This is a genomic window from Ruegeria sp. CL3 (assembly GCF_056536505.1).
The window spans coordinates 207,950-226,789 of record NZ_JBQFPT010000005.1; the positions used below are offsets into that span (position 1 = coordinate 207,950).

Below are 18,840 nucleotides of genomic sequence, written 5' to 3' on the forward strand. Positions count from 1 at the left end.
GGGCTGAGAATGAGCCGTATTGCAACCGTAATTTGTGCGGCTGTCGCCGTGGCCGCTGGTGGGTATTGGATGACAGCTTCCAACACGACCTCCGTCAATCCTCTGGTCGGCAGCGCCATCGCGCAAGAGGCCAACCTGGACACCTCTACGATCATCGAAATGGTGCAGGGCGCCGAGGACGCGCCGGTCGAGATCATCGAATATGCCTCATATACCTGTCCACATTGCGCCACCTTCCATCAGGGCGCCTATAAACAGCTGAAGAAGGACTTTATCGACACCGGCAAGGTCAAGTTCATCTATCGTGAGGTCTACTTTGACCGCTATGGCCTGTGGGCGTCGATGGTTGCGCGCTGCGCAGGGCCTGAGAAGTTTTTTGGCATTACCGATCTGATCTATCAGGGCCAGTCCGAATGGACCCAAGCAGGTGGTCCAACCGAGATCGTGGACGAGCTGCGCAAGATCGGCCGTCTGGCGGGTATCGACAATGACCAACTTGAGGCCTGCCTGCAGGACGGCACGCGCGCCCAGACTCTGGTGGCGTGGTATCAGGAAAATGCCGAGCGTGATGACGTGACGGGCACCCCGTCCTTTGTTGTGAACGGCAAGAAGGTTTCGAACCAGTCCTATGAGGACTTCAAGAAACTGATCGAAGACGAATTGGGCAGCTAATTGCCTATTGGTCGGCCTGTTCTCGGGCCGACCATTTCCGTCACTTAGGAGATGGGGCCGCTTTCAGGATCATCTCTTTGACCCGCTCGGGGTCGTTCACTTGCAGCCGGACGGGCAGGGTGACGACCTTGTTGCGAAAAGCTTGCGGTAAGCGCACTGCGTCTTTTTCCGTTGTAACCATCTGAGCGCCAAGCAGGCGGGCCTCGTTTTCAAGCCGGGTCATCAGAGCCGGGGTTAGCGGTTGATGATCGTCGAGTGCCTCGGCACGCAAAAGTTCGACCCCTTGCTGGCGCAGGGTTTGAAAGAACTTCTCAGGGTGGCCGATCCCAGCAAAGGCCAGAACCCGCGATCCAGCCCAGTCCATACCGGTTTGCAACGGCGCGACAACGCCCGTTGCATGAGGCACTGATAGCTTGTGGTCCCATTGCGCCACGAAGCTTCCTTGCGCTTGTGCATCGCCCAATGACAGAACCAGATCAGCGCGTTTCAAGCCGACCTCTACGGGTTCGCGCAGGGGACCGGCTGGCAGGCACAGGCCGTTGCCGAACCCACGCTGGGCATCCACTACGATGATCGAGAAATCCTTCGCCACCGCCGGATTTTGGAAGCCATCATCCAGAACGATCACGCTTGCGCCCGCCTCGGCCGCGGCGCGCGCGCCTGCGGCACGGTCCTTGGAAACCCAGACCTCGGCGAACATGGCCAGCAGAAGCGGCTCATCCCCGACCTGCGCGGCGCTGTGTTTGGTGGGGTCAACCCGCACCGGGCCTTCCAGCGATCCACCATGACCACGCGTGACGACATACGGCTCATGCCAGGCGTTGCGCAGCTGTTCTAGCACCCAGATCACCGTGGGGGTCTTGCCGGTTCCGCCAGCATTCAGGTTGCCGATGCAGATAACTGGCACTCCTGGCTTCAGTCCGGGATCAGAGCTGACCCGGCGCGCCGTCGCCGCTGCGTAAAGCCGCCCCAATGGGCTGAGCAGCCGGGCACGCAGCGCCGGGCGCGCGGGGTCCGAGTTCCAGAAGTCAGGGGCGCGCATCGTGCTTACTCCGCTGGTCCAGAAGGTCCTGCAGCATGTCGACTAGCCGCTCGGCCTGAGGGGCCCCTTCGGTGATGGCCTGCCATCCCGCCAGTGCCATCCCCGCTGCGCGATCCGGCGCAAGAAGGGCGACGATCGCATCTCCAAGCTCGGTCGCGGTTTTGACCGGATGGGCGGCACCGGCCTCGGCAAGGCGGGCATAAACCGACTGATAGATGTCGATATGAGGGCCATAGATAACCGCCGATCCCAGCGCGACAGCATCCAGCGGGTCCTGCCCGCCCGCGCCGCGTTCCAGCGAGCTGGCCATGAAGGACACCGGTGAAACGCGTTGCCAAAGGCCAAGATCTTCGGGCTCAGAGCTGACAATCACCTGCGTCGTGTCCTCGATAGGGCCGCCGTCATCCCAATTGGAACAGCGCAAGTCCATGGTTTCAAGCCGTCGCTGCAGCGGCGCGGCCTCGGCCCGGTCTGCCACGTGCAGGATCAACGCCAAACGCGGCAGAATGCGCAGAGCCTGCCGATGGGCACTGAGGACCGAGATGAACTCTTTCGCCTGAACCCGCGCCGCCAGCCAGACCGGACGTCCGGCAAGGGCGTGGTTGGTCTCGATCAATTCGTCCTCGGGCCAGGGTTGAGGATTCGGGCTGAACTGCAGTGGGGGCGCTTTGCGAACTTTGGAGGAGGCAACCCCCATCCGTCGGATCTGGCGGGCCGTTTCGTCGGTGGAGGTGAGGATATGTTCGAAGCAATCGAACGTATATCTGCTGATATCCGGCAACCACCGCGCATTGCGGGACAAGACGACATCCAACTGCGCCTCGATCAGAAGCATCGGGATTTTGCGCTCTTCCGCGCGGGTGATGATGCTGGGCATCAATCCCCCTCCGACCCAAAGACCCAGATCGGGTTTCCAATGGTCCAGAAAAGCCCGCGCCGCGCCGGTTTGTTCGGCGGGTAGGTTGACCATGGGAAAGGGGCTTCTGGTCCAGCGGCTCAGGTCGATCTCGGGCGGGGTGCTCAGCAGAATCGACAGGCCGGGTCGGGCCTGTTGTAGTCTGAGGCAAAAGTCACTGATCGCACGCAGGCGGTCGCGGGTTGCGATGTGAACCCAGACAAGCTCTCCGTCCGGGCGGGGCTGATCCGGTCGGATGCTTTGCTGCGCACCCCCCCAGGACAGGACCCGGTAGGCCGCAAGGCTCAGAGATCGCGGTTTGCTCATGGGGCGATGCCAGGGCCGTTCGGATCAAGCCGGGACGAAAGCTGGTTGTGGATATCCTGCGCCGCGGCGAGAACGCCGTTTAGCCGTGGCTGCGCGTTGTTGAACCGCAGGGGCTGGCCTGCGCGATCAGTGCAGACCCCTCCGGCCTCGCGAATGATCAGGTCGCCCGCCGCGATATCCCATTCCCAACTGGGTCGCAGGGTCAACATGCCGTCAAAACGCCCCTCACCGACCAGGGCCATGCGATACGCCAGCGACGGGCGATAGGCACGGTCAAACTCCGGCACCTCGCCACCGCGCCAATGGTGGCTGTTCATGTTGGGCTTGGCAGCAAGAATTGTGGCAGCCCCAAGCGTCGAAGCCTCCGAGGCGCGGATTGGCGCACCGTTCAGGGTGGCGCCCTGACCTTTCGCCGCCGCATAGAACAGGTCGCGAAGGGGCAGGTAGATCACAGCTGCGGTGACTTCTCCGTGCTCAGCAACGGCCAACGAATGTGCCCAGGTGCGCGAGCCTTCGGCAAAGCTGCGGGTGCCGTCAATCGGGTCGATAATGAAGGCGCGGTCCCGCGACAGGCGCTCCGGGCTATCCTCGGTCTCTTCGCTGAGCCAGCCATAGTCGGGCCGCGCCGTCGGCAGCATCCGTTCGAGCATGTCGTTGACGGCCAGATCGGCCTCGGTCACCGGTCCGGCACCGTCTGGCTTGTCCCAACGCTGGGCCTGCGCGCCCGAGAAACGGGTTGCGATCTCTCCGGCCTTGCGTGCGGCTTCAATCAGGAGTGGCAGGTCAGTTGCCGGCAAGGGTCATCCCTTCGATCAGCACCGAGGGCACAACGCGCGACAAATAAGGGCGCGCGTCATTGGCCGGGATGATCCGTTTCAGCATGTCGCGCAGGTTGCCCGCGATGGTGCATTCATTGACCGGATGCGTGATTTCGCCATTCTCGACCCAAAAGCCAGAGGCCCCGCGCGAGTAATCCCCGGTATTGGGATTGATCGTCGATCCGATCATCGAGGTCACCAGCAACCCGGTACCCATATCGCGCACCAGGTCGGCGCGGCTTTGGGTGCCCTGGGTCAAGCTGAGGTTCCAGTTGCTTGGCGATGGCGGCCCCGAGACACCGCGCGCTGCATTGCCCGTTGAGCTCATGCCAAGCTTACGGGCGCTGGCTAGATCCAGCGTCCAGCCGGTCAGCACTCCGTTCTCGACAATTGCCCGGCGGCGCGTTGCCAGCCCTTCGGCGTCAAATGGGCGCGAGCCTGAGATACGTGGGCGGTGCGGGTCTTCGATCAACGACAGATGCTCGGGCAATACCTGTTCGCCCAGACAATCTTGCAGCCACGACGCCCCTCGCGCGATCGCTGCGCCGTTGCTGGCGGCCAGTAAGTGCCCGATCAGTGAGGATGAAATGCGCTCGTCAAACAGTACCGGAAAACTGCCCGTTGCGGGCTGGCGCGCGCCAACCTGTTCGACCGCGCGTTCCCCGGCCTTCCGCCCGATCTCCTTGGCGTCCCGCAGGTCGGCTTGGAAGGTGCGGCTGTCGCCGTCATAGTCCCGCTCCATCCCGGTGCCTTTGCCCGAGATCGCAACGCAGGATGTTGACCGGCTGCTGCGCGCATACCCGCCCGAGAAGCCGTTGGTGGCCGCCAGATGCACCCGATGTGTGCCATAACCTGCCGCCGCATCTGAGACTTGCGATACACCGGATACAGCCAAAGCGGCAGCCTCAGCCGCCAGCGCATCTTGCATCAGCGCTTCGGCGGTGGGTTCGGGGGAGGGATCAAACAGCTCAAGCGCGTCGAGATCCCAGCTGTTGGTCAATTCCTCGCTGGCCGCCAGACCGGTGAAAGGGTCCTCAGGCGCTTCGCGCGCCATGGCAACAGCCCGTTCGACCATGGCCGTCAGCGTTTCGGGACGGCTGTCAGAGCTTGAAACAATGGCCTGCTGCTTTCCCAGAAACACCCGCAGCCCCAGATCGGTGCCCTCTGAGCGTTCCGCATGTTCCAGCGCGCCGCCACGTACCTCGACCGAAACGGAGGATCCGTCGATCACGATGGCATCTGCCGCCTCGGCCCCGGCGAGGTTTGCGGCGTCAAGCAATTGCTGGCTGATTTCTTCTGGTGTGCGGGTCATGCGGCCTCCGGATGTGTTGCCAAGGACCTAGCCTTGCACCGCGCCTCTCGCAAGACCCTGACGGTATTGTGTGGGAGGGCCGATCACCTGCGGCCCTCCCGGATATCTTCACTTAATGCGCTGACCATTGGCCTTAATCTGACCGTCTTCAGTGAACTCGATTGTCGAATTCAGCGTGTCGGGTTCATCGCCCGGAACAGCCATCATGCCCATCATCATACGCGCACCCAAGGCGTCGTTGTCGGACATTAGGCCCATGCCGATCAGTTTGTCGATCAGCGCGTTGGCCCCAACCAATTGCAGGTTCGCAACGCCCGTCGGAATGGGCATGCCGAATTCGTCGAGGTTCTCGTTGTCCAACGTGAAATCACCATCCCCGGTCAAGCGCGCGCCAACCATCGAGACCAGCAATTCGTTGATTTTCAGCGAGTGCAGCTCGGCAGGGACTTCGCCTTCTTCTTCAAGCGCAGCAGCTTGTTCCGGATCGAAGATGTTCAACAGAACTTTCGCCGTGCCGGTCGTGTCCAGCGAAATGGTGGCTGGATCGCGCGGTAGGTTGCCCGCCGGGTCGAAAATGCTCCAAAGGACGTCAGACATGGTGAAATCGGTCAGGTTCAGGCCAAAGGCAAAGGGCGCAGCTTCCTCCGATTCTTGCACTGGGATGTCCAGGTTCAGACCCGCCTTCGCCATTGCGATCTCAATCGGGAAGGGCAGGTCACCGGTGGTCACTGCCAGTTTCGCGTCATTCTGTTCAAGGTCATAGGCCACACGTTCGCCATCTACGCTGGCCTCAAGCCGGCCACCTTGTGACGAGCTTGCCATGGTGAATTGCTCACCTTCGCTGACGCCGCTGATGTCTGTCTTGCCCGAGCCATAGGCGACCATGCCGGAAAAGGCGAAGCCTGCGTCATAGAGTGCCTGCGGGTCGGCCAGATCAAACCCAGAAGGCAGGACACTGTCGCCGCTGGATGTCAGGCCGTTCAGTACCCCATCAATCAACCCCGACTCCCCGGTTTCAGGGTCTTTGAAGCTGAACTTATAGGCCATTTGGTCGGCGTCTAGGGTCTGCGTGATCTCGCGATTGTCGCCGATCAGCATGCGCGATGTGCCAGCCATATCCTTAAATTCGATACCGCCTTCCAACGCATCTTCGGGAATTGGCTCGTCTCCGCCCTCGATCGAATCCAACACAATCCCGAGGGCTGCTGCCGAGTAGTCATAGGTCATGTCGGACGGATCACCTGACACAACCATTTCCAAATCTGTCTGGCTGTAGGTCAGGTTTGCTGTGAACTTTTCATCTTCGACGCCGCCCGAAATGACCATCGGAAAGCTACCAGGGAAGCCGACGTTGACGGTGCCATCGCCGTTTTCGGTCAGTGTGACCTCGGGCATGGTCATCTGGAACTGTCCGTCCTCTTCGGGGAAGTCCATGGACAGGGTCATATCGTTGATGGTCATGACATCGCCAGCGCTGCTGGGTTCGCCCTCGACCGTGTAACCTACGGACCGGAAATACTCTTGCCAGTCGTTCCAGACGTCATTTGCAGTCAGGTCGGCATATGCACCTTGAGTTGCGACGGCATAGGCCAGAGCGGCGCCACAGCTGCGGCGGATGAAAACAGACATAAGGTAACCCTTCTTGATCAATTTGCGCGCATGGTCGGGCTTGTGGCAGGCATCGTCAAGGGGGCAAGGGCTGGACCCTTTCCCCGTTTCCGCGTTACGCCTGTAGCCAAAGGTCAGCCCAAGACGTGAGGAGCGTTAAATGCAGGGAAAAACAGTACTCATAACAGGGGCCAGCCGCGGAATCGGTGCCGAGGCCGCGCGCGTGTTTGCCGCAGCGGGGGCGAATGTCGCGCTGGTGGCCCGTAGTCATGATCAGATTGACGCGCTTGCGGCCGCTTTGGGCGACAATGCGATGGCACTGGCCTGCGACGTCAGCGATTTCGGGCAGGTCGAACAGGCGGTGGCCGATTGCGTCGCGCGTTTCGGCGGTTTGGACGTTCTGATCGGCAACGCCGGTGTGATCGAGCCGATCTTTCACCTGTCAAATGCCGATGTCAGTGCGTGGAGCCAGGCCATAGATATTAACCTGAAGGGTGTTTTCTACGGAATGCGTGCCGCTCTGCCGGTGATGCGGGCGGCGGGCGGTGGGACCGTTCTGACCGTCTCCTCAGGCGCTGCCTCGAACCCGGTTGAGGCCTGGAGCCACTATTGCGCCTCGAAAGCCGGCGCGAAAATGCTGACGGAATGTCTGCATCTGGAAGAGGCTCACAACGGCATCCGCGCCATGGGTCTGTCGCCAGGAACAGTGGCAACCGATATGCAGCGCGTCATCAAGGCCAGCGGCATCAACCCCGTCAGCCAGCTGGACTGGGATGTTCACATCCCGGCGGATTGGCCCGCAAAGGCACTGCTGTGGATGTGTTCTTCGGACGCCGACGAATATTTAGGGGCCGAGATTTCCCTGCGCCAGGACGACATTCGCCGAAGGATCGGTCTGACGTGATTGAACTGACTAAGGAAGACGGGTTGTGGACCGTCACGATAAACAATCCGGGCAAGGCCAACGCACTGACAGGCGCGATGCTGACCGAACTGGCCGAAATCGCCGAGGCCGCAACCGAGGCGCGCGCCCTGATCCTGACCGGCGCTGGCAAGGTCTTCAGCGCTGGTGCTGATCTGGAGGAAGCCCGCGCGGGGCTTGCAACCTCGGACGTCTGGGAGCGGTTGTCGGGTGCAATCGCGGCGCTGCCCTGCCTGACCGTTGCGGCACTGAACGGAACGCTGGCGGGCGGTGCAAACGGCATGGCCTTGGCCTGCGATCTTCGAATCGCGGTGCCTTCGGCCAAGTTCTTCTATCCGGTGATGAAGCTGGGTTTTCTGCCACAACCTTCCGACCCCAAGCGCATGGCCGCATTGATCGGTCCGGCGCGCACCAAGCTGATTCTGATGTCGGGCCAAAAGATCTCGGCTGAGGAGGCTTTTGCGTTCGGTCTGGTGGATCGCATCGCCTCGCCGGACGATTTGATGCCGACGGCGCGCGCGCTGGTGGCCGACAGCCTGGCGGCCAAACCTGAGATCGCAGCGGGGATTGCAGAGCTTTGTCGCTGAGACTGTCCGCAGTCAGACTGCGCGTCGCTGATCCGGCTCGACTGGCCGGGTTCTATCGGGATGTTTTGGGTATGTCGGTGCAGGAAATCGGTGAATCCCGGCGTGTAGGATACGCCGGTGAAGATGCTGATCTACTGCTGCTACAAGGGGGCAGGGGGTATTCCCACGATCAGGGGCATCGCTATTGGAAGATCGGGATCACTTTGCCCGATGTCGATCTGGCGGCAAATACGCTGCGGGCCAAAGGTTATGCTGTCAGTGAGCCGCGTCAATTCCTCGATATTGGGTATATGGCGCATCTGAGCGACCCCGAGGGCTTTGTGATCGAGCTTTTGCAGCACGATTTTGAAGGCAACCGCCCGGAAAATGCCGCCGACCCTGCGGCCCCGTTCGCCGAGGCGCGCGTGGGTCAGATCACCTTGCGCACAGGTGATATCGCCGCCGAGGATGCGTTCTGTCGTGCTCAGGGTATGAAGCTTCTGTCGATGCAGGATGTGGCGGCCTATGGGTTTGACCTGCATTTCTATACCTTCACGCAAGAGGCTCCGCCTGATCCTGACCTTTGGGCGGTCGAGAATCGCGAATGGCTCTGGAAACGACCCTACACAACGCTCGAGTTCCAGCATGTGCAAGGAGCCCAATTTGCGCCTGTTCCCGATTATCAGGGGATCGAGGTCGAGGGTCTGCCCTCCGCGCTTTCGGATGCGTTTGGCGATCCGGTTCTGCCTAGCTGATCAGCGCCCGCGCCGTTTGCCCGGAACTTTCGAACGGAAACCGGGCGGGCGTTTGCGCACCCAACTTAGGAATTTCGCAAGCCTTGGATGGGCGCGCAGAGCCTCGACCGTGTTGAAGCTGCGCGCCAGCTCTGCCTCTGACAGGGTGGCGTGAACCTCTTTGTGGCAGATCTGGTGCAGCAGAACGGTAGGTCCGCCCTTGCCTCCTTTGAGTTTTGGGATCAGATGATGCAGGCTGCCGCCGCCATCGGGAATGGGGCGGTCGCAAAGCGGGCAGATCGGATCGCTGATCGTCATGGTTGGGAATGATGCGCCTGCGGGCGGCGAAGGCAAGAGGGCGAAGATGGCGCAGGCAGTGGTGATCGGGGCAGGACCGGCCGGGTTGATGGCGGCCGAGCAGCTTGCCCTTGCCGGTCACTCGGTTCTGGTGGCCGAGGCCAAGCCCTCGGTCGCGCGCAAGTTTCTGATGGCCGGCAAGTCGGGTTTGAACCTGACCAAGGATAAGCCGTTCGAGACCCTGATCCAATCCTATGATGAAGCCTCAGACTGGTTGCGCCCGATGCTGACCGAGTTCGACGCGCAGGCCGTACAGAACTGGGCGCGCGAAATGGGGCAAAAGCTTTTCACCGGCTCAACAGGCCGTGTTTTTCCAACCGTTATGAAAGCCTCACCCTTGCTGCGTGCATGGCTGGCGCGTCTGGCTGATCGCGGTGTCGAGATCCGAACCCGCTGGCGATGGACCGGTTGGGAGGGGGAAGCGCTGGTGTTTGATACTCCGGATGGCCCGCAGCGCTTGCAGCCAGACGCAACCGTGCTTGCCATGGGCGGGGCCAGCTGGGCGCGGTTGGGCTCGGACGGGGCCTGGGCTCCATGGCTGGCAGAGAAAGGCGTGCAACCCGCACCGTTTGCACCTGCAAATGCTGGGCTTTTGGTCGATTGGTCGGATCACATGACCGCGCATTTCGGCGCGCCGATCAAAGGGGTCGCGCTGCAAGCTGGACCCCAGCGCACGAGGGGCGAGGCGGTGATCTCCGCCCGCGGGTTGGAAGGCGGGGGCGTCTACTCCATCTGCAAGCCCGTGCGAGAGGGTGCGCCCCTGACGATCGATTTGATGCCTGACCTGTCGACCTCAGAAGTAGCCGCGCGTCTGGCAAAACCTCGCGGCAAGATGAGCTTGTCCAATCACCTGCGCAAAGCTCTGAAACTTGGACCGGTGCGAACTGCGTTGCTGATGGAGTTCGCCCGCCCCCTTCCAGACGCACCCGACGAGATGGCCACGTTGATCAAGGCCCTGCCGATATGCCACGCAGGATTGCGCCCGATTGATGAGGCGATCTCAACCGCCGGAGGAATCCCACGCGCTGCCATGACCGACGACCTGATGCTAACTGCGATGCCCGGTGTATTCTGTGCCGGTGAGATGTTGGATTGGGAGGCACCCACCGGAGGCTACCTTCTCACGGCCTGTCTGGCGACGGGGCGCTGGGCCGGACGGGCTGCGGGCGACTGGTTGAACCGCTAACGCGACCGGGCCAGCATCGCCAGCCGGATCATCGCGCGTTCGACCAAGGCCATCGCAGGCGCCGTTTGTCCGGCCGAGCGTAGCGACAGGTCGGTATCTGTCAGCACTGTCAGTGCCGTCTGTAGCTTTGGCGCACCCCACCCTTGAGCCTGTCGCAAAATACGGTCGCGTCGTTTCCCATAGACGGGCGGGCGCAACTTGCCGATCCCTTGCGCCGCCCCACCGGGGTCGGAGGCACAGGCATAAAGCGTTCGGAAATGCCGGGTCGCGCCGATACACAGCGTCACCCCGTTGGTGCCCTGCGCTTGCAGGCGACGGATCAGCGGGCCTATTTCTCCGGCGCGGCCTTCGGCGACCACGTTCAATACATCATCCAGCGCGGCCTCGGTCGAGTGGGGCGCGCAGGCTTCGATGTCTTCAAGGCTGAGTTCGCTATCGTCGCCGCGTTTGTACAGCGACAGTTTCTCGACCGTTTGGGTATAATCTCCGGGGCTGAGGCTGGCCGCCAACTCTCCCAGCGCCGACATCGCGTCGCGTGGGATGTTCTGCAATCCGGCCTGTGTCAGAATCCGTTCGACCTCGGCCCGAGAGGGCGGATCGTCATAAATGCCCACCGCATAGGCCGCCGGGTGCGATTCGAAGGCCTTGCGAATTTTCGAGCTGGCTTTCAATTGCCCCGCAGTCACGATGATCTGAGCATCTCCGGGGGTCCAATCCTCAAGCGCGGCGAGGATCGAGGGCGCGGCGGTATCGGTTGCTTCTTCCACGAACACCGCGCGCGGGCCGGGGAAAAAACCAACCGCTTTGACCGCATCCAGCAATTGCGCCGGGTCGCCGCGCAGATCGCTGCCAGGCATTCGGGTCAGACGCATCTCTTCTTCGGCATTTGCCCCAAGCAGCGCGGTCAGCACCTGTTGGCGCTTCAAAGCCACGCGCATCGTGTCGGCGCCGTAGATCAGAAGCCCGGTTTTGTCCGCGTCCGGTCTGGCAAAATACCCGTCAGCCTCGCGCGGGCTCAACTTCATGAGGTCAGGCCCGGCGTCGCATAGAGTCGATTGACGATCTGGTCGGACAGAATCACCATCAGGCGCTCTCGGGCGTCGCGCTCATCCGCAAGGGTCGAAACGGTCGAGCCTGCTGCCGAATAGCCCACGAAATCAGTGACTTCGCCCGAGGCCAGGATTTGACCAGTTTCATTCGATTTCAGCGTGTATTCGGCGCGCCCGTCGATGGACAAACGGTTGATTTCGTTGGTGGACGTGATCGCAGCAGCCTGGACGGCGGTCTCAACACGGACATCCAGACGGTAGGCATTGCCTGAGGTCGCGCTGCGCCCCAGCTTTTGTTCGAGGTTTTGAACCAGCAGGTAACTCTCGACCGTGTTCGGGGCCGATACCTCTACCTTGCCAAAGAGTTCCGAGCCCGCCCCACCGGGCGCATAGATCGGTTCAAACCCGCAGGCGGCCCCAAGAAAACAGGCAGCCAGCTGGGCAAACAAAAAATTTCTGCGGTTAAACGACGACATTCACGATCCGGCCCGGGACAACAATCACCTTCTTTGGCGCGGCTCCCTCCAACGCCTTTTGCACAGCTTCGGTGCTGAGCGCGATTTTTTCAACCTCATCCTTGGGCATATCCTTGGGCACGCTGATTTCCGCGCGGCGTTTGCCGTTGATCTGGATCGGCAGGGTGATCGTATCATCGACCAACATCGCCTCATCCGCGACCGGCCAAGCAGCAGTTGCCACAAGCCCCTCACCACCCAGCAGCTGCCATAGTTCCTCGGACAGGTGCGGCGTCATCGGCGACATCAACTGTGCCAAAGTCTTAGCGGCTTCGCGCTTGGCCTCGGTCCCTGCTTTCGACTTCGCCAGAGTGTTGGTGAAGGCATAAAGCTTGGCGATCGAGGCGTTGAAGCCAAAGGATTCGACACCACCCGACACATCATGGATCGCTTTGTGCATCTCGCGCAGCAGGGTTTCGTCTTCACCGTTGGCAGGTATGTCCGACTCGGCGATCTCGGACGCGATGCGATGGACACGGCTAAGGTGCTTGAACGCGGCCTCGGCGCCGGAGGCCGTCCATTCCACGTCCCGCTCGGGCGGCGAATCGGACAGGACGAACCAACGGGCAGTATCTGCGCCGAAGGCCGAGATGATGCTGACTGGGTCCACGACGTTTTTCTTGGATTTCGACATTTTGGCCGAAGGGATGATTTCGACCTCGGTGCCATCCGCCAATTTGCCGTCGGTCACGTCCTCGGGCAGGTGATAGACCGGGCGGCCATTGGCGTCGCGCGTCTGGTAGATCTCATGCGTTACCATGCCCTGAGTGAACAGTGCATTGAACGGCTCGATGGCCTTTTTCGGCAGATGGCCGGTGATCTGCATCGCACGGGCGAAGAAGCGGGAATAGAGCAGGTGCAGAATCGCATGCTCAATGCCGCCGATATACTGGTCGACATTCATCCAGTACTCGGCCTCAGCCAAATCGGTTGGGGTTTGAGCGCGCGGAGCGGTGAAACGGGCGTAGTACCACGACGAATCGACGAACGTATCCATCGTATCGGTTTCACGCTTGGCCGGAGCGCCACAGGACGGGCAGGGCGTATCCCGCCAGCTGGGGTGGCGGTCGAGCGGATTGCCGGGGATCGAGAAGTCGATTGCTTTGCCGTTGCCGTCATCATACGGCAGCTCGATCGGCAGGTTCTCTTTCTTCTCGGGCACCGTGCCGCATTTTTCGCAGTGAACCACGGGAATCGGGCAGCCCCAGTAGCGCTGGCGGCTAAGACCCCAGTCGCGCAGGCGGAATTTGGTGACACCTTCGCCCCAACCGGCCTTTTCGGCAAAATCGACGGTGGCGTTGATGGCCTCTTCGCCGGTTGCCTCGGTCAGACCCGCAAAATGGTTGACCCAGCGGACTTTCTCGGTTTTTGGCGGAACGAATGCGAGCTTGTCGACCGGAGACTCATCATCCAGCGCAAAGAACGTATCGACCACGGGCAGGCCGTATTTGCGGCAGAAATCCAGATCGCGCTGGTCATGGGCCGGGCAGGCGAAAATCGCGCCGGTGCCGTAATCCATCAGGATGAAGTTTGCGATCCAGACCGGCAGTTCCCAGTTCGGGTCCAGAGGGTGCTTGACCTTGATGCCAGTGTCATAGCCCAGCTTCTCGGCAGTCTCGATGGCCTCTTCTGTGGTGCCACCTTTGCGGCATTCAGCAACGAATTCAGCGACTTCTGGGTTTTCAGCCTCAAGCTGTTTGGCAATCGGGTGATCTGGTGAGATACCGACAAAAGACGCGCCCAGCAGGGTGTCGGGGCGAGTCGTGTATACGGTGATCGGCTCACCTCCATCGGTGCGTTCAAAGCCAAATTGCAGGCCACGCGACTTGCCGATCCAGTTCTCCTGCATCAGGCGGACTTTAGCGGGCCAGTTTTCAAGCGTGTCCAGGGCGTCCAGCAGTTCCTCGGAATAGTCCGAGATCTTGAAGAACCATTGCGTCAGCTCGCGCCGTTCCACCAGCGCGCCCGAGCGCCAGCCGCGCCCGTTTTCGACCTGCTCGTTGGCCAGAACGGTCATATCGACCGGGTCCCAGTTCACGACGGCGTTCTTGCGGTAGACCAGACCGGCCTCGAGCATATCGAGGAACAGCGCCTGCTGCTGGCCATAATATTCGGGGTCACAGGTGGCGAATTCCCGCGACCAGTCGATCGACAGGCCCAGAGGCTTCATCTGCCCGCGCATGTCGGCGATGTTGCCGTATGTCCAGTCTTTGGGGTGGCCGCCAATCGCCATCGCGGCGTTTTCGGCCGGCATCCCGAACGCGTCCCACCCCATCGGATGCAGGACGTTATGGCCGGTTGCCAGCTTGTGCCGCGCGATCACGTCGCCCATCGTGTAGTTGCGCACGTGACCCATATGGATTCGGCCAGACGGGTAGGGGAACATCTCAAGCACGTAGTATTTCGGCTTGTCCGCCTTGTGGTCGGCGGTGAAGATTCCGGCCTTGTCCCAGGCCTCTTGCCATTTTGCTTCGATTTCACTGGCCGAGTAGCGCGACATCATGCGGTCCTTCGTAACTGAAAACGCCGGGTAGGAACCCGGCGTGGTCTTTAGTGCGATTTTGATCGGGTTGCTAGAACTTGTTGTCTGCAATCCGTAGCTGTCTTGCGCGCGAGAGGATCGCATCCTCAACCGCGCGGGTGGTTGCGGCGCTGACCGGAGAGCCCCCGCTGGACTGCAGCGCAACCGAAAGGGAGCGCGCCGCAAGCGCCGGGTCACTTATATGCACGGTGGCGCGATACTGCCGGCCACCGCCCGGAGGGGTGCCGTAACCCGTTACGATTACACCGGTAAAGGGATCAACCTCTTGCACGGGCAGGAAATTCAGAACATCCAGAGACGCCGCCCATAGGTAACGGTTCACGTTGGTGGTCTGTTCGGCATTGTTGGGGCCAAAGACGTCCCAGATGGTTGTACGTTCCGGATCATCCAGTTCGCGCTCTTCCGTGCGGGTGCTGCCGGTGCTCAGCAAATCCGGGTTGGTGACGGCGCTGCGATTCTGTCCGCATGCTGCAAGAGTGGCAGTCAGAAAGATCAAACCCAAAGTCGTCGGCAAGCGCATCGTTGGTCGGTCCTGTTTCGCTATAATTGCGGTCATTGGAAGCTACTCCTAGCCAAGGACCCTTTGCGCAACAAGCCTATTCTTATCAAATCCCACTATATCCGCGCTACAGGGCGGTGATCAGGACTGTGGCATCCTTGCACCAATCCAACTTCAATGCGGTCCCGTTATTTAGGCCAACCTTGCACAAAGGGGGGGAAAAGAGCGAAACGATGTCCGTGCTGAGACATATGCTTTGCATGTGTCGAGTAGAAAAACTTTTTGAAACCGAGGGAAACAAGATGAAAAAAGTTCTCTTTGCAACGACGGCGCTGGTAGCGACCGCAGGCGTTGCAGCAGCTGAAGTGAACTTCAGCGGTTATGGTCGTTTTGGTATTGGTTACCAGGAAGACCGCACTGAAACCCAAACCTTCACCGGCCCTGGTGCAGACGGTGTCAATGGAACTGCCGATGACGTCTTCGCGTCAGGTGTCAATGAAGACGTTGACGACACCATTTTGGTTTCGCGCTTCCGTCTGAACATCGACGCAATCGCTGAAACCGACGCTGGTGTCCGCTTCGAGGGTCGTATCCGTCTGCAAGCCGACGACGATGCTCTGGGTGAAGCCGCAGAGGATCAGGCAACCCTGAACGGCGCGCGTTACTCGGTCATCTTCGGTGGTCTGCGTGTTGACGCCGGCAACATCGCCGGTTCGTTCGACAACCTTGCAAACTACTACGGCTACGAAGTTGGTCTGGAAACATTCCTGGGTCAGTACTCGGGTGTTGACTATGGCTTCGCAGCGTACAGCTCGACCGGCGAAGGCGTAAACGGCGTCTTCTTCCAGTACGCTGTTGGTGACTTCGCGTTTGGCGCGTCCTACGACCAAGCGGCCACCACTGTGGCAACAGTCACCGGTACTGGTACTGTTCCTCCTGCTGATCCTGCTCCTGCAACGATCGTCAGCACTGACGCAGACCGTTGGGACATCAGCGCGACCTACACCTTCGACAACGTTACTGCCGCTCTGGCCTACGGTCAGACCGACGGTGGTGATGGCGACGACCCAAGCCTGCTCGTTTTCACCTTGGGTGCTGAGTTCGGTGACTTCGCAGGTACTCTGTTTGTTGCAGACGATAACACCGAAGTAGATGCCACCGACGGCACTGCATACGGTTTGTCGGTTGCCTACAACGTTGGCGCTGCGACCACCATCCAGTTCGTCTACGGTGACGGTTCGGCTGATGGCGATACCCGCAACGTTGGTATCGGCGCTCACTACGACCTGGGCGGCGGTGTATCGCTGCGCGGTGGTATCGGCCAGATCAAAGAAGGTGAAGCAGACAGCTATGTCCGCGCCGACTTTGGTGCCCAGTTCAACTTCTAAGTTGATCTGAACCACACGGTTCTAGGGCGGGTCTTCGGACCCGCCCTTTTCTTTTGCGCCGACTTGGTGTTTGTCTCGCTGCAAACCAGATTTAAGGATCGCTATGTCGCTGTCAGAGATTTCCGCCCGTATCGCAAAAGCCGAAGCCAAAGCCGGGCGGGCTGCGGGGTTGGTGAAGCTGATCGCCGTATCTAAAGTGCAACCAAACGAGCGTGTGCAGGATGTGCTGGAACAGGGCCACCGGTGCTTTGGCGAGAACCGCGTGCAGGAAGCGGCCGGTAAATGGCCCGCGTTCAAGGAGCAATTCGAAGGCGTTGATCTTCACCTCATCGGCCCGCTGCAAACCAACAAAGCCCGTCAGGCGATGGAGCTTTGTGACGCTATCCACTCGGTCGATCGCCCGAAACTGGCGAAAACTCTGGCACGGTTGGCGCAGGAGCTTGGGTCCTGTCCGGACCTCTTCATTCAGGTCAATACGGGGGAAGAGGAACAGAAGGCCGGTATCCTTCCTGCAGTTGCGGATGGGTTCATTGCAGAATGCCGGGCGCTGGACCTGCCCATACGCGGTCTGATGTGCATCCCGCCGGTCGAGGAAGAACCCGCGCTGCATTTTGCCTTGCTGGCGAAGATTGCTGCCCGCAATGACCTCGAGGGTCTTTCGATGGGTATGAGCGGCGATTTCGAACAGGCGATAGCGCTGGGGGCCACCCATGTGCGCGTCGGCTCGGCCATCTTTGGCGAACGGGTCAGACCTCAGGAATGATCAGGCGGGTGCCGGGCGTGATCCGCTCGGCTATCCAGCGCAGGTGGTCGCGACGGAAGGCGACACAGCCCTCGGTCGGATAACCCGGTCGCCGCCATTGGTGAAGAAAGATTGCCGAGCCCTTGTCCGGCACCGCATTCGGCCAGTTCCAATCGGTCAACAACACCAAGTCATAGAGAGGGTCCGCGCGGCGCAGCCGTTCATGGCTGAACGTGTAGGGGGCAGTGACCAGTCGGTTGTAGCGGCTGTCGTTCGATTCGTCCGACCACAGGTCTTGCGGGCCGATCGGAAGGGCCCATGACGCAGGCGCCGAGATCCGATCCGCGCGGTAGAGCATTCCGACGATGCGATGGACGCCGACCGGCGTGGCGCCATCGCCTTCGCGTTTGGCGGTGCTCCGCCCGCCTTTCCCGATTGAGCAGGGAAAGGACCGTCCCCGGAACCGAACGCCCCGCGGGGTCAGCACCAAATCTTCGGGTGTCACAGCAAATGCCCGGACTTCACGGCCTTGGTCTCAAGATATCCGCGGTTATGGGCGGTTTCCCCGACTTTCAGCGGAACCCGCTCGGCGACGGCGATCCCCGTGCGCTCCATCATGGCGATCTTCGCGGGATTGTTGGTCAGCAACCGGACCGAGCTGAAGCCCAGCGATTTCAGAATATCCGACCCGAGGCGGAAATCGCGCTCATCGTCTTCAAACCCAAGGCGGTGGTTGGCTTCGACCGTGTCAAAGCCCTGATCTTGCAGGAAATAAGCGCGCATCTTGTTGGCCAGCCCGATTCCGCGCCCTTCCTGGTTCAGATAGAGCAACACTCCGGCTCCCTCGGCACCCATCTGAGCTAGCGCGCCGCGCAGCTGAGGGCCGCAGTCGCATTTCAGACTGCCCATGATGTCGCCTGTAAAACACGCCGAATGAAGCCGAGCCAAGACGGGCTTGCTGCGATCCGGTCGCCCGACCTCGACCGCGTAGTGCTCTTCCCCGCCGTCTTCAGGGCGGAAAACGTGCAACCGACCGGCCTCGGACACCTCCATCGGCAAGCGCGCGGCGACAACCGGGTGCAGGGCGCTGCGATCTGCCAGATGCGGCGCGGCCCGGGAGTGATCTATGCAAGTCAAACCGTGGGTTGCCACGAAATTACGACCGTCTTCGACCGGCAGCACCACGGCGGCAGGCAGCAATCGGGCGGATTTGGCCAGCGCGATAGCAATGCGGTGCAGATTGGCATTGCCTTGCCTCTCGGTCATCAGGGGGCCTTTCATCGGCGCATTCAGATCGTCCGATGGGTCCGCCACGGCCTGAACCCATGCCATGTCTGCATCTGCAGGGATCAACACCCGCGCCAGATCGCCATCGTAAGCGCGCGCTTTCAGCGTTTCCGCCCGTCGCCCGGTGATGGCCACAACAGGTGCCCCACCCAAACTGCGCAGATCTGCCAGTCTCTGGGGCGTGATGGTTTCGGCCGAGATGGCCAGAACGCTGCCGCCATTGTCATCCACCAGCGCGATTGGCACGCCCATCCGCAGGTCAGCCCGCGCGCGCGCCAGCAATTCGGTGATATCGGGGATGAGACTCATCTATGTTACCCTATAACGTTCGACCCTTTTCCTAGCGCTTTCGGCTGGAATTGTGAAACATTTCCGCTGC

19 protein-coding genes are annotated in these 18,840 nt (G+C 60.9%); 7 read left to right on the forward strand and 12 right to left on the reverse strand.

Annotated features, from left to right (window positions below; genetic code table 11):
• Positions 1 to 9 precede the first annotated feature (9 nt).
• On the forward strand, positions 10 to 672 hold the full coding sequence (locus ACR0NO_RS09265) for a DsbA family protein (RefSeq protein WP_480723743.1): 663 nt from the start codon (positions 10 to 12) through the stop codon (positions 670 to 672).
• 40 nt (positions 673 to 712) lie between these two features.
• Here ACR0NO_RS09265 and lpxK read toward each other — a convergent pair whose 3' ends face one another.
• The 5 genes from lpxK to ACR0NO_RS09290 all read right to left on the reverse strand — a co-directional run bounded on the left by lpxK (position 713) and on the right by ACR0NO_RS09290 (position 6,695).
• A complete protein-coding gene (lpxK, locus tag ACR0NO_RS09270; RefSeq protein WP_480723744.1) occupies positions 713 to 1,714 on the reverse strand; it encodes a tetraacyldisaccharide 4'-kinase in 1,002 nt (333 codons plus the stop codon).
• Positions 1,701 to 2,936 (reverse strand): 3-deoxy-D-manno-octulosonic acid transferase, encoded by a 1,236-nt coding sequence (locus ACR0NO_RS09275; protein WP_480723745.1) that lies wholly within the window; start codon positions 2,934 to 2,936, stop codon positions 1,701 to 1,703. Before ACR0NO_RS09275 ends, lpxK begins: the two co-directional genes overlap by 14 nt.
• Positions 2,933 to 3,733, reverse strand: coding sequence for an inositol monophosphatase family protein (locus ACR0NO_RS09280; RefSeq protein ID WP_480723746.1), 801 nt, complete (start codon positions 3,731 to 3,733; stop codon positions 2,933 to 2,935). Before ACR0NO_RS09280 ends, ACR0NO_RS09275 begins: the two co-directional genes overlap by 4 nt.
• Positions 3,720 to 5,066: a TldD/PmbA family protein gene (locus ACR0NO_RS09285; RefSeq protein ID WP_480723747.1), complete on the reverse strand. Its 1,347-nt coding sequence runs from the start codon at positions 5,064 to 5,066 to the stop codon at positions 3,720 to 3,722. The genes ACR0NO_RS09280 and ACR0NO_RS09285 overlap by 14 nt, the downstream gene beginning before the upstream one ends.
• A 108-nt stretch (positions 5,067 to 5,174) precedes the next feature.
• Complete coding sequence (locus ACR0NO_RS09290; protein ID WP_480723748.1) at positions 5,175 to 6,695, reverse strand: DUF2125 domain-containing protein; 1,521 nt, start codon at positions 6,693 to 6,695, stop codon at positions 5,175 to 5,177.
• A 139-nt stretch (positions 6,696 to 6,834) separates the two neighbouring features.
• Here ACR0NO_RS09290 and ACR0NO_RS09295 point away from each other — a divergent pair, with 139 nt between their 5' ends.
• Genes ACR0NO_RS09295 through ACR0NO_RS09305 form a run of 3 tightly spaced genes read left to right on the forward strand, consistent with a single transcriptional unit; the run spans position 6,835 to position 8,917 of the window.
• Entirely contained in the window at positions 6,835 to 7,578 is a 744-nt protein-coding gene (locus ACR0NO_RS09295) for an SDR family oxidoreductase (RefSeq protein ID WP_170666109.1), read from the forward strand.
• Positions 7,575 to 8,183 (forward strand): enoyl-CoA hydratase/isomerase family protein, encoded by a 609-nt coding sequence (locus ACR0NO_RS09300; protein ID WP_480723749.1) that lies wholly within the window; start codon positions 7,575 to 7,577, stop codon positions 8,181 to 8,183. Before ACR0NO_RS09295 ends, ACR0NO_RS09300 begins: the two co-directional genes overlap by 4 nt.
• Positions 8,174 to 8,917 carry a VOC family protein gene (locus ACR0NO_RS09305; RefSeq protein ID WP_480723750.1) on the forward strand — a complete coding sequence of 248 codons (744 nt, stop codon included), beginning with the start codon at positions 8,174 to 8,176 and terminating at the stop codon, positions 8,915 to 8,917. The genes ACR0NO_RS09300 and ACR0NO_RS09305 overlap by 10 nt, the downstream gene beginning before the upstream one ends.
• Here ACR0NO_RS09305 and ACR0NO_RS09310 read toward each other — a convergent pair whose 3' ends face one another.
• Positions 8,918 to 9,214 carry an HNH endonuclease gene (locus ACR0NO_RS09310; protein ID WP_480723751.1) on the reverse strand — a complete coding sequence of 99 codons (297 nt, stop codon included), beginning with the start codon at positions 9,212 to 9,214 and terminating at the stop codon, positions 8,918 to 8,920.
• A gap of 46 nt (positions 9,215 to 9,260) precedes the next feature.
• Here ACR0NO_RS09310 and ACR0NO_RS09315 point away from each other — a divergent pair, with 46 nt between their 5' ends.
• Complete coding sequence (locus ACR0NO_RS09315) at positions 9,261 to 10,439, forward strand: TIGR03862 family flavoprotein (protein WP_480723752.1); 1,179 nt, start codon at positions 9,261 to 9,263, stop codon at positions 10,437 to 10,439.
• Here the strand turns inward: ACR0NO_RS09315 and holA are convergent.
• The 4 genes from holA to ACR0NO_RS09335 form a co-directional block, all read right to left on the reverse strand.
• On the reverse strand, positions 10,436 to 11,464 hold the full coding sequence (gene holA, locus ACR0NO_RS09320; protein ID WP_480723753.1) for a DNA polymerase III subunit delta: 1,029 nt from the start codon (positions 11,462 to 11,464) through the stop codon (positions 10,436 to 10,438). The genes ACR0NO_RS09315 and holA overlap by 4 nt on opposite strands.
• The gene (gene lptE, locus ACR0NO_RS09325; RefSeq protein ID WP_480723754.1) at positions 11,461 to 11,964 is read right to left on the reverse strand and encodes an LPS assembly lipoprotein LptE; all 504 of its coding nucleotides are present in this window, start codon (positions 11,962 to 11,964) and stop codon (positions 11,461 to 11,463) included. The genes holA and lptE overlap by 4 nt, the downstream gene beginning before the upstream one ends.
• Positions 11,951 to 14,503, reverse strand: coding sequence for a leucine--tRNA ligase (leuS, locus tag ACR0NO_RS09330; protein ID WP_480723755.1), 2,553 nt, complete (start codon positions 14,501 to 14,503; stop codon positions 11,951 to 11,953). The genes lptE and leuS overlap by 14 nt, the downstream gene beginning before the upstream one ends.
• 73 nt (positions 14,504 to 14,576) lie before the next feature.
• On the reverse strand, positions 14,577 to 15,065 hold the full coding sequence (locus ACR0NO_RS09335; RefSeq protein ID WP_480723838.1) for a DUF3576 domain-containing protein: 489 nt from the start codon (positions 15,063 to 15,065) through the stop codon (positions 14,577 to 14,579).
• A 281-nt stretch (positions 15,066 to 15,346) separates the two neighbouring features.
• On the opposite strand from ACR0NO_RS09335, the gene ACR0NO_RS09340 reads away from it, so the two are divergent.
• A complete protein-coding gene (locus ACR0NO_RS09340; protein WP_480723756.1) occupies positions 15,347 to 16,432 on the forward strand; it encodes a porin in 1,086 nt (361 codons plus the stop codon).
• Positions 16,433 to 16,535: 103 nt separating this feature from the next.
• Positions 16,536 to 17,195 (forward strand): YggS family pyridoxal phosphate-dependent enzyme, encoded by a 660-nt coding sequence (locus ACR0NO_RS09345; protein ID WP_480723757.1) that lies wholly within the window; start codon positions 16,536 to 16,538, stop codon positions 17,193 to 17,195.
• Here the strand turns inward: ACR0NO_RS09345 and ACR0NO_RS09350 are convergent.
• Positions 17,179 to 17,679, reverse strand: a complete 501-nt coding sequence (locus ACR0NO_RS09350; RefSeq protein ID WP_480723758.1) for a L,D-transpeptidase family protein — start codon at positions 17,677 to 17,679, stop codon at positions 17,179 to 17,181. The two genes, ACR0NO_RS09345 and ACR0NO_RS09350, sit on opposite strands and share 17 nt — an antisense overlap.
• Positions 17,676 to 18,770: a GTP cyclohydrolase II gene (ribA, locus tag ACR0NO_RS09355; RefSeq protein WP_170666096.1), complete on the reverse strand. Its 1,095-nt coding sequence runs from the start codon at positions 18,768 to 18,770 to the stop codon at positions 17,676 to 17,678. The genes ACR0NO_RS09350 and ribA overlap by 4 nt, the downstream gene beginning before the upstream one ends.
• Between the last annotated feature and the right edge of the window lie 70 nt (positions 18,771 to 18,840).

Bases quoted from the DNA above. Each gene is read 5' to 3' on its own strand.
- ACR0NO_RS09275 (WP_480723745.1), bottom strand. From the start codon at position 2,936: ATGAGCAAACCGCGATCTCTGAGCCTTGCGGCCTACCGGGTCCTGTCC.
- ACR0NO_RS09265 (WP_480723743.1), top strand. From the start codon at position 10: ATGAGCCGTATTGCAACCGTAATTTGTGCGGCTGTCGCCGTGGCCGCT.
- ACR0NO_RS09310 (WP_480723751.1), bottom strand. From the start codon at position 9,214: ATGACGATCAGCGATCCGATCTGCCCGCTTTGCGACCGCCCCATTCCC.
- leuS (WP_480723755.1), bottom strand. From the start codon at position 14,503: ATGTCGCGCTACTCGGCCAGTGAAATCGAAGCAAAATGGCAAGAGGCC.
- lptE (WP_480723754.1), bottom strand. From the start codon at position 11,964: ATGTCGTCGTTTAACCGCAGAAATTTTTTGTTTGCCCAGCTGGCTGCC.
- ACR0NO_RS09335 (WP_480723838.1), bottom strand. From the start codon at position 15,065: ATGCGCTTGCCGACGACTTTGGGTTTGATCTTTCTGACTGCCACTCTT.
- ribA (WP_170666096.1), bottom strand. From the start codon at position 18,770: ATGAGTCTCATCCCCGATATCACCGAATTGCTGGCGCGCGCGCGGGCT.
- ACR0NO_RS09290 (WP_480723748.1), bottom strand. From the start codon at position 6,695: ATGTCTGTTTTCATCCGCCGCAGCTGTGGCGCCGCTCTGGCCTATGCC.
- holA (WP_480723753.1), bottom strand. From the start codon at position 11,464: ATGAAGTTGAGCCCGCGCGAGGCTGACGGGTATTTTGCCAGACCGGAC.
- ACR0NO_RS09295 (WP_170666109.1), top strand. From the start codon at position 6,835: ATGCAGGGAAAAACAGTACTCATAACAGGGGCCAGCCGCGGAATCGGT.
- ACR0NO_RS09285 (WP_480723747.1), bottom strand. From the start codon at position 5,066: ATGACCCGCACACCAGAAGAAATCAGCCAGCAATTGCTTGACGCCGCA.
- ACR0NO_RS09340 (WP_480723756.1), top strand. From the start codon at position 15,347: ATGAAAAAAGTTCTCTTTGCAACGACGGCGCTGGTAGCGACCGCAGGC.
- ACR0NO_RS09345 (WP_480723757.1), top strand. From the start codon at position 16,536: ATGTCGCTGTCAGAGATTTCCGCCCGTATCGCAAAAGCCGAAGCCAAA.
- ACR0NO_RS09315 (WP_480723752.1), top strand. From the start codon at position 9,261: ATGGCGCAGGCAGTGGTGATCGGGGCAGGACCGGCCGGGTTGATGGCG.
- lpxK (WP_480723744.1), bottom strand. From the start codon at position 1,714: ATGCGCGCCCCTGACTTCTGGAACTCGGACCCCGCGCGCCCGGCGCTG.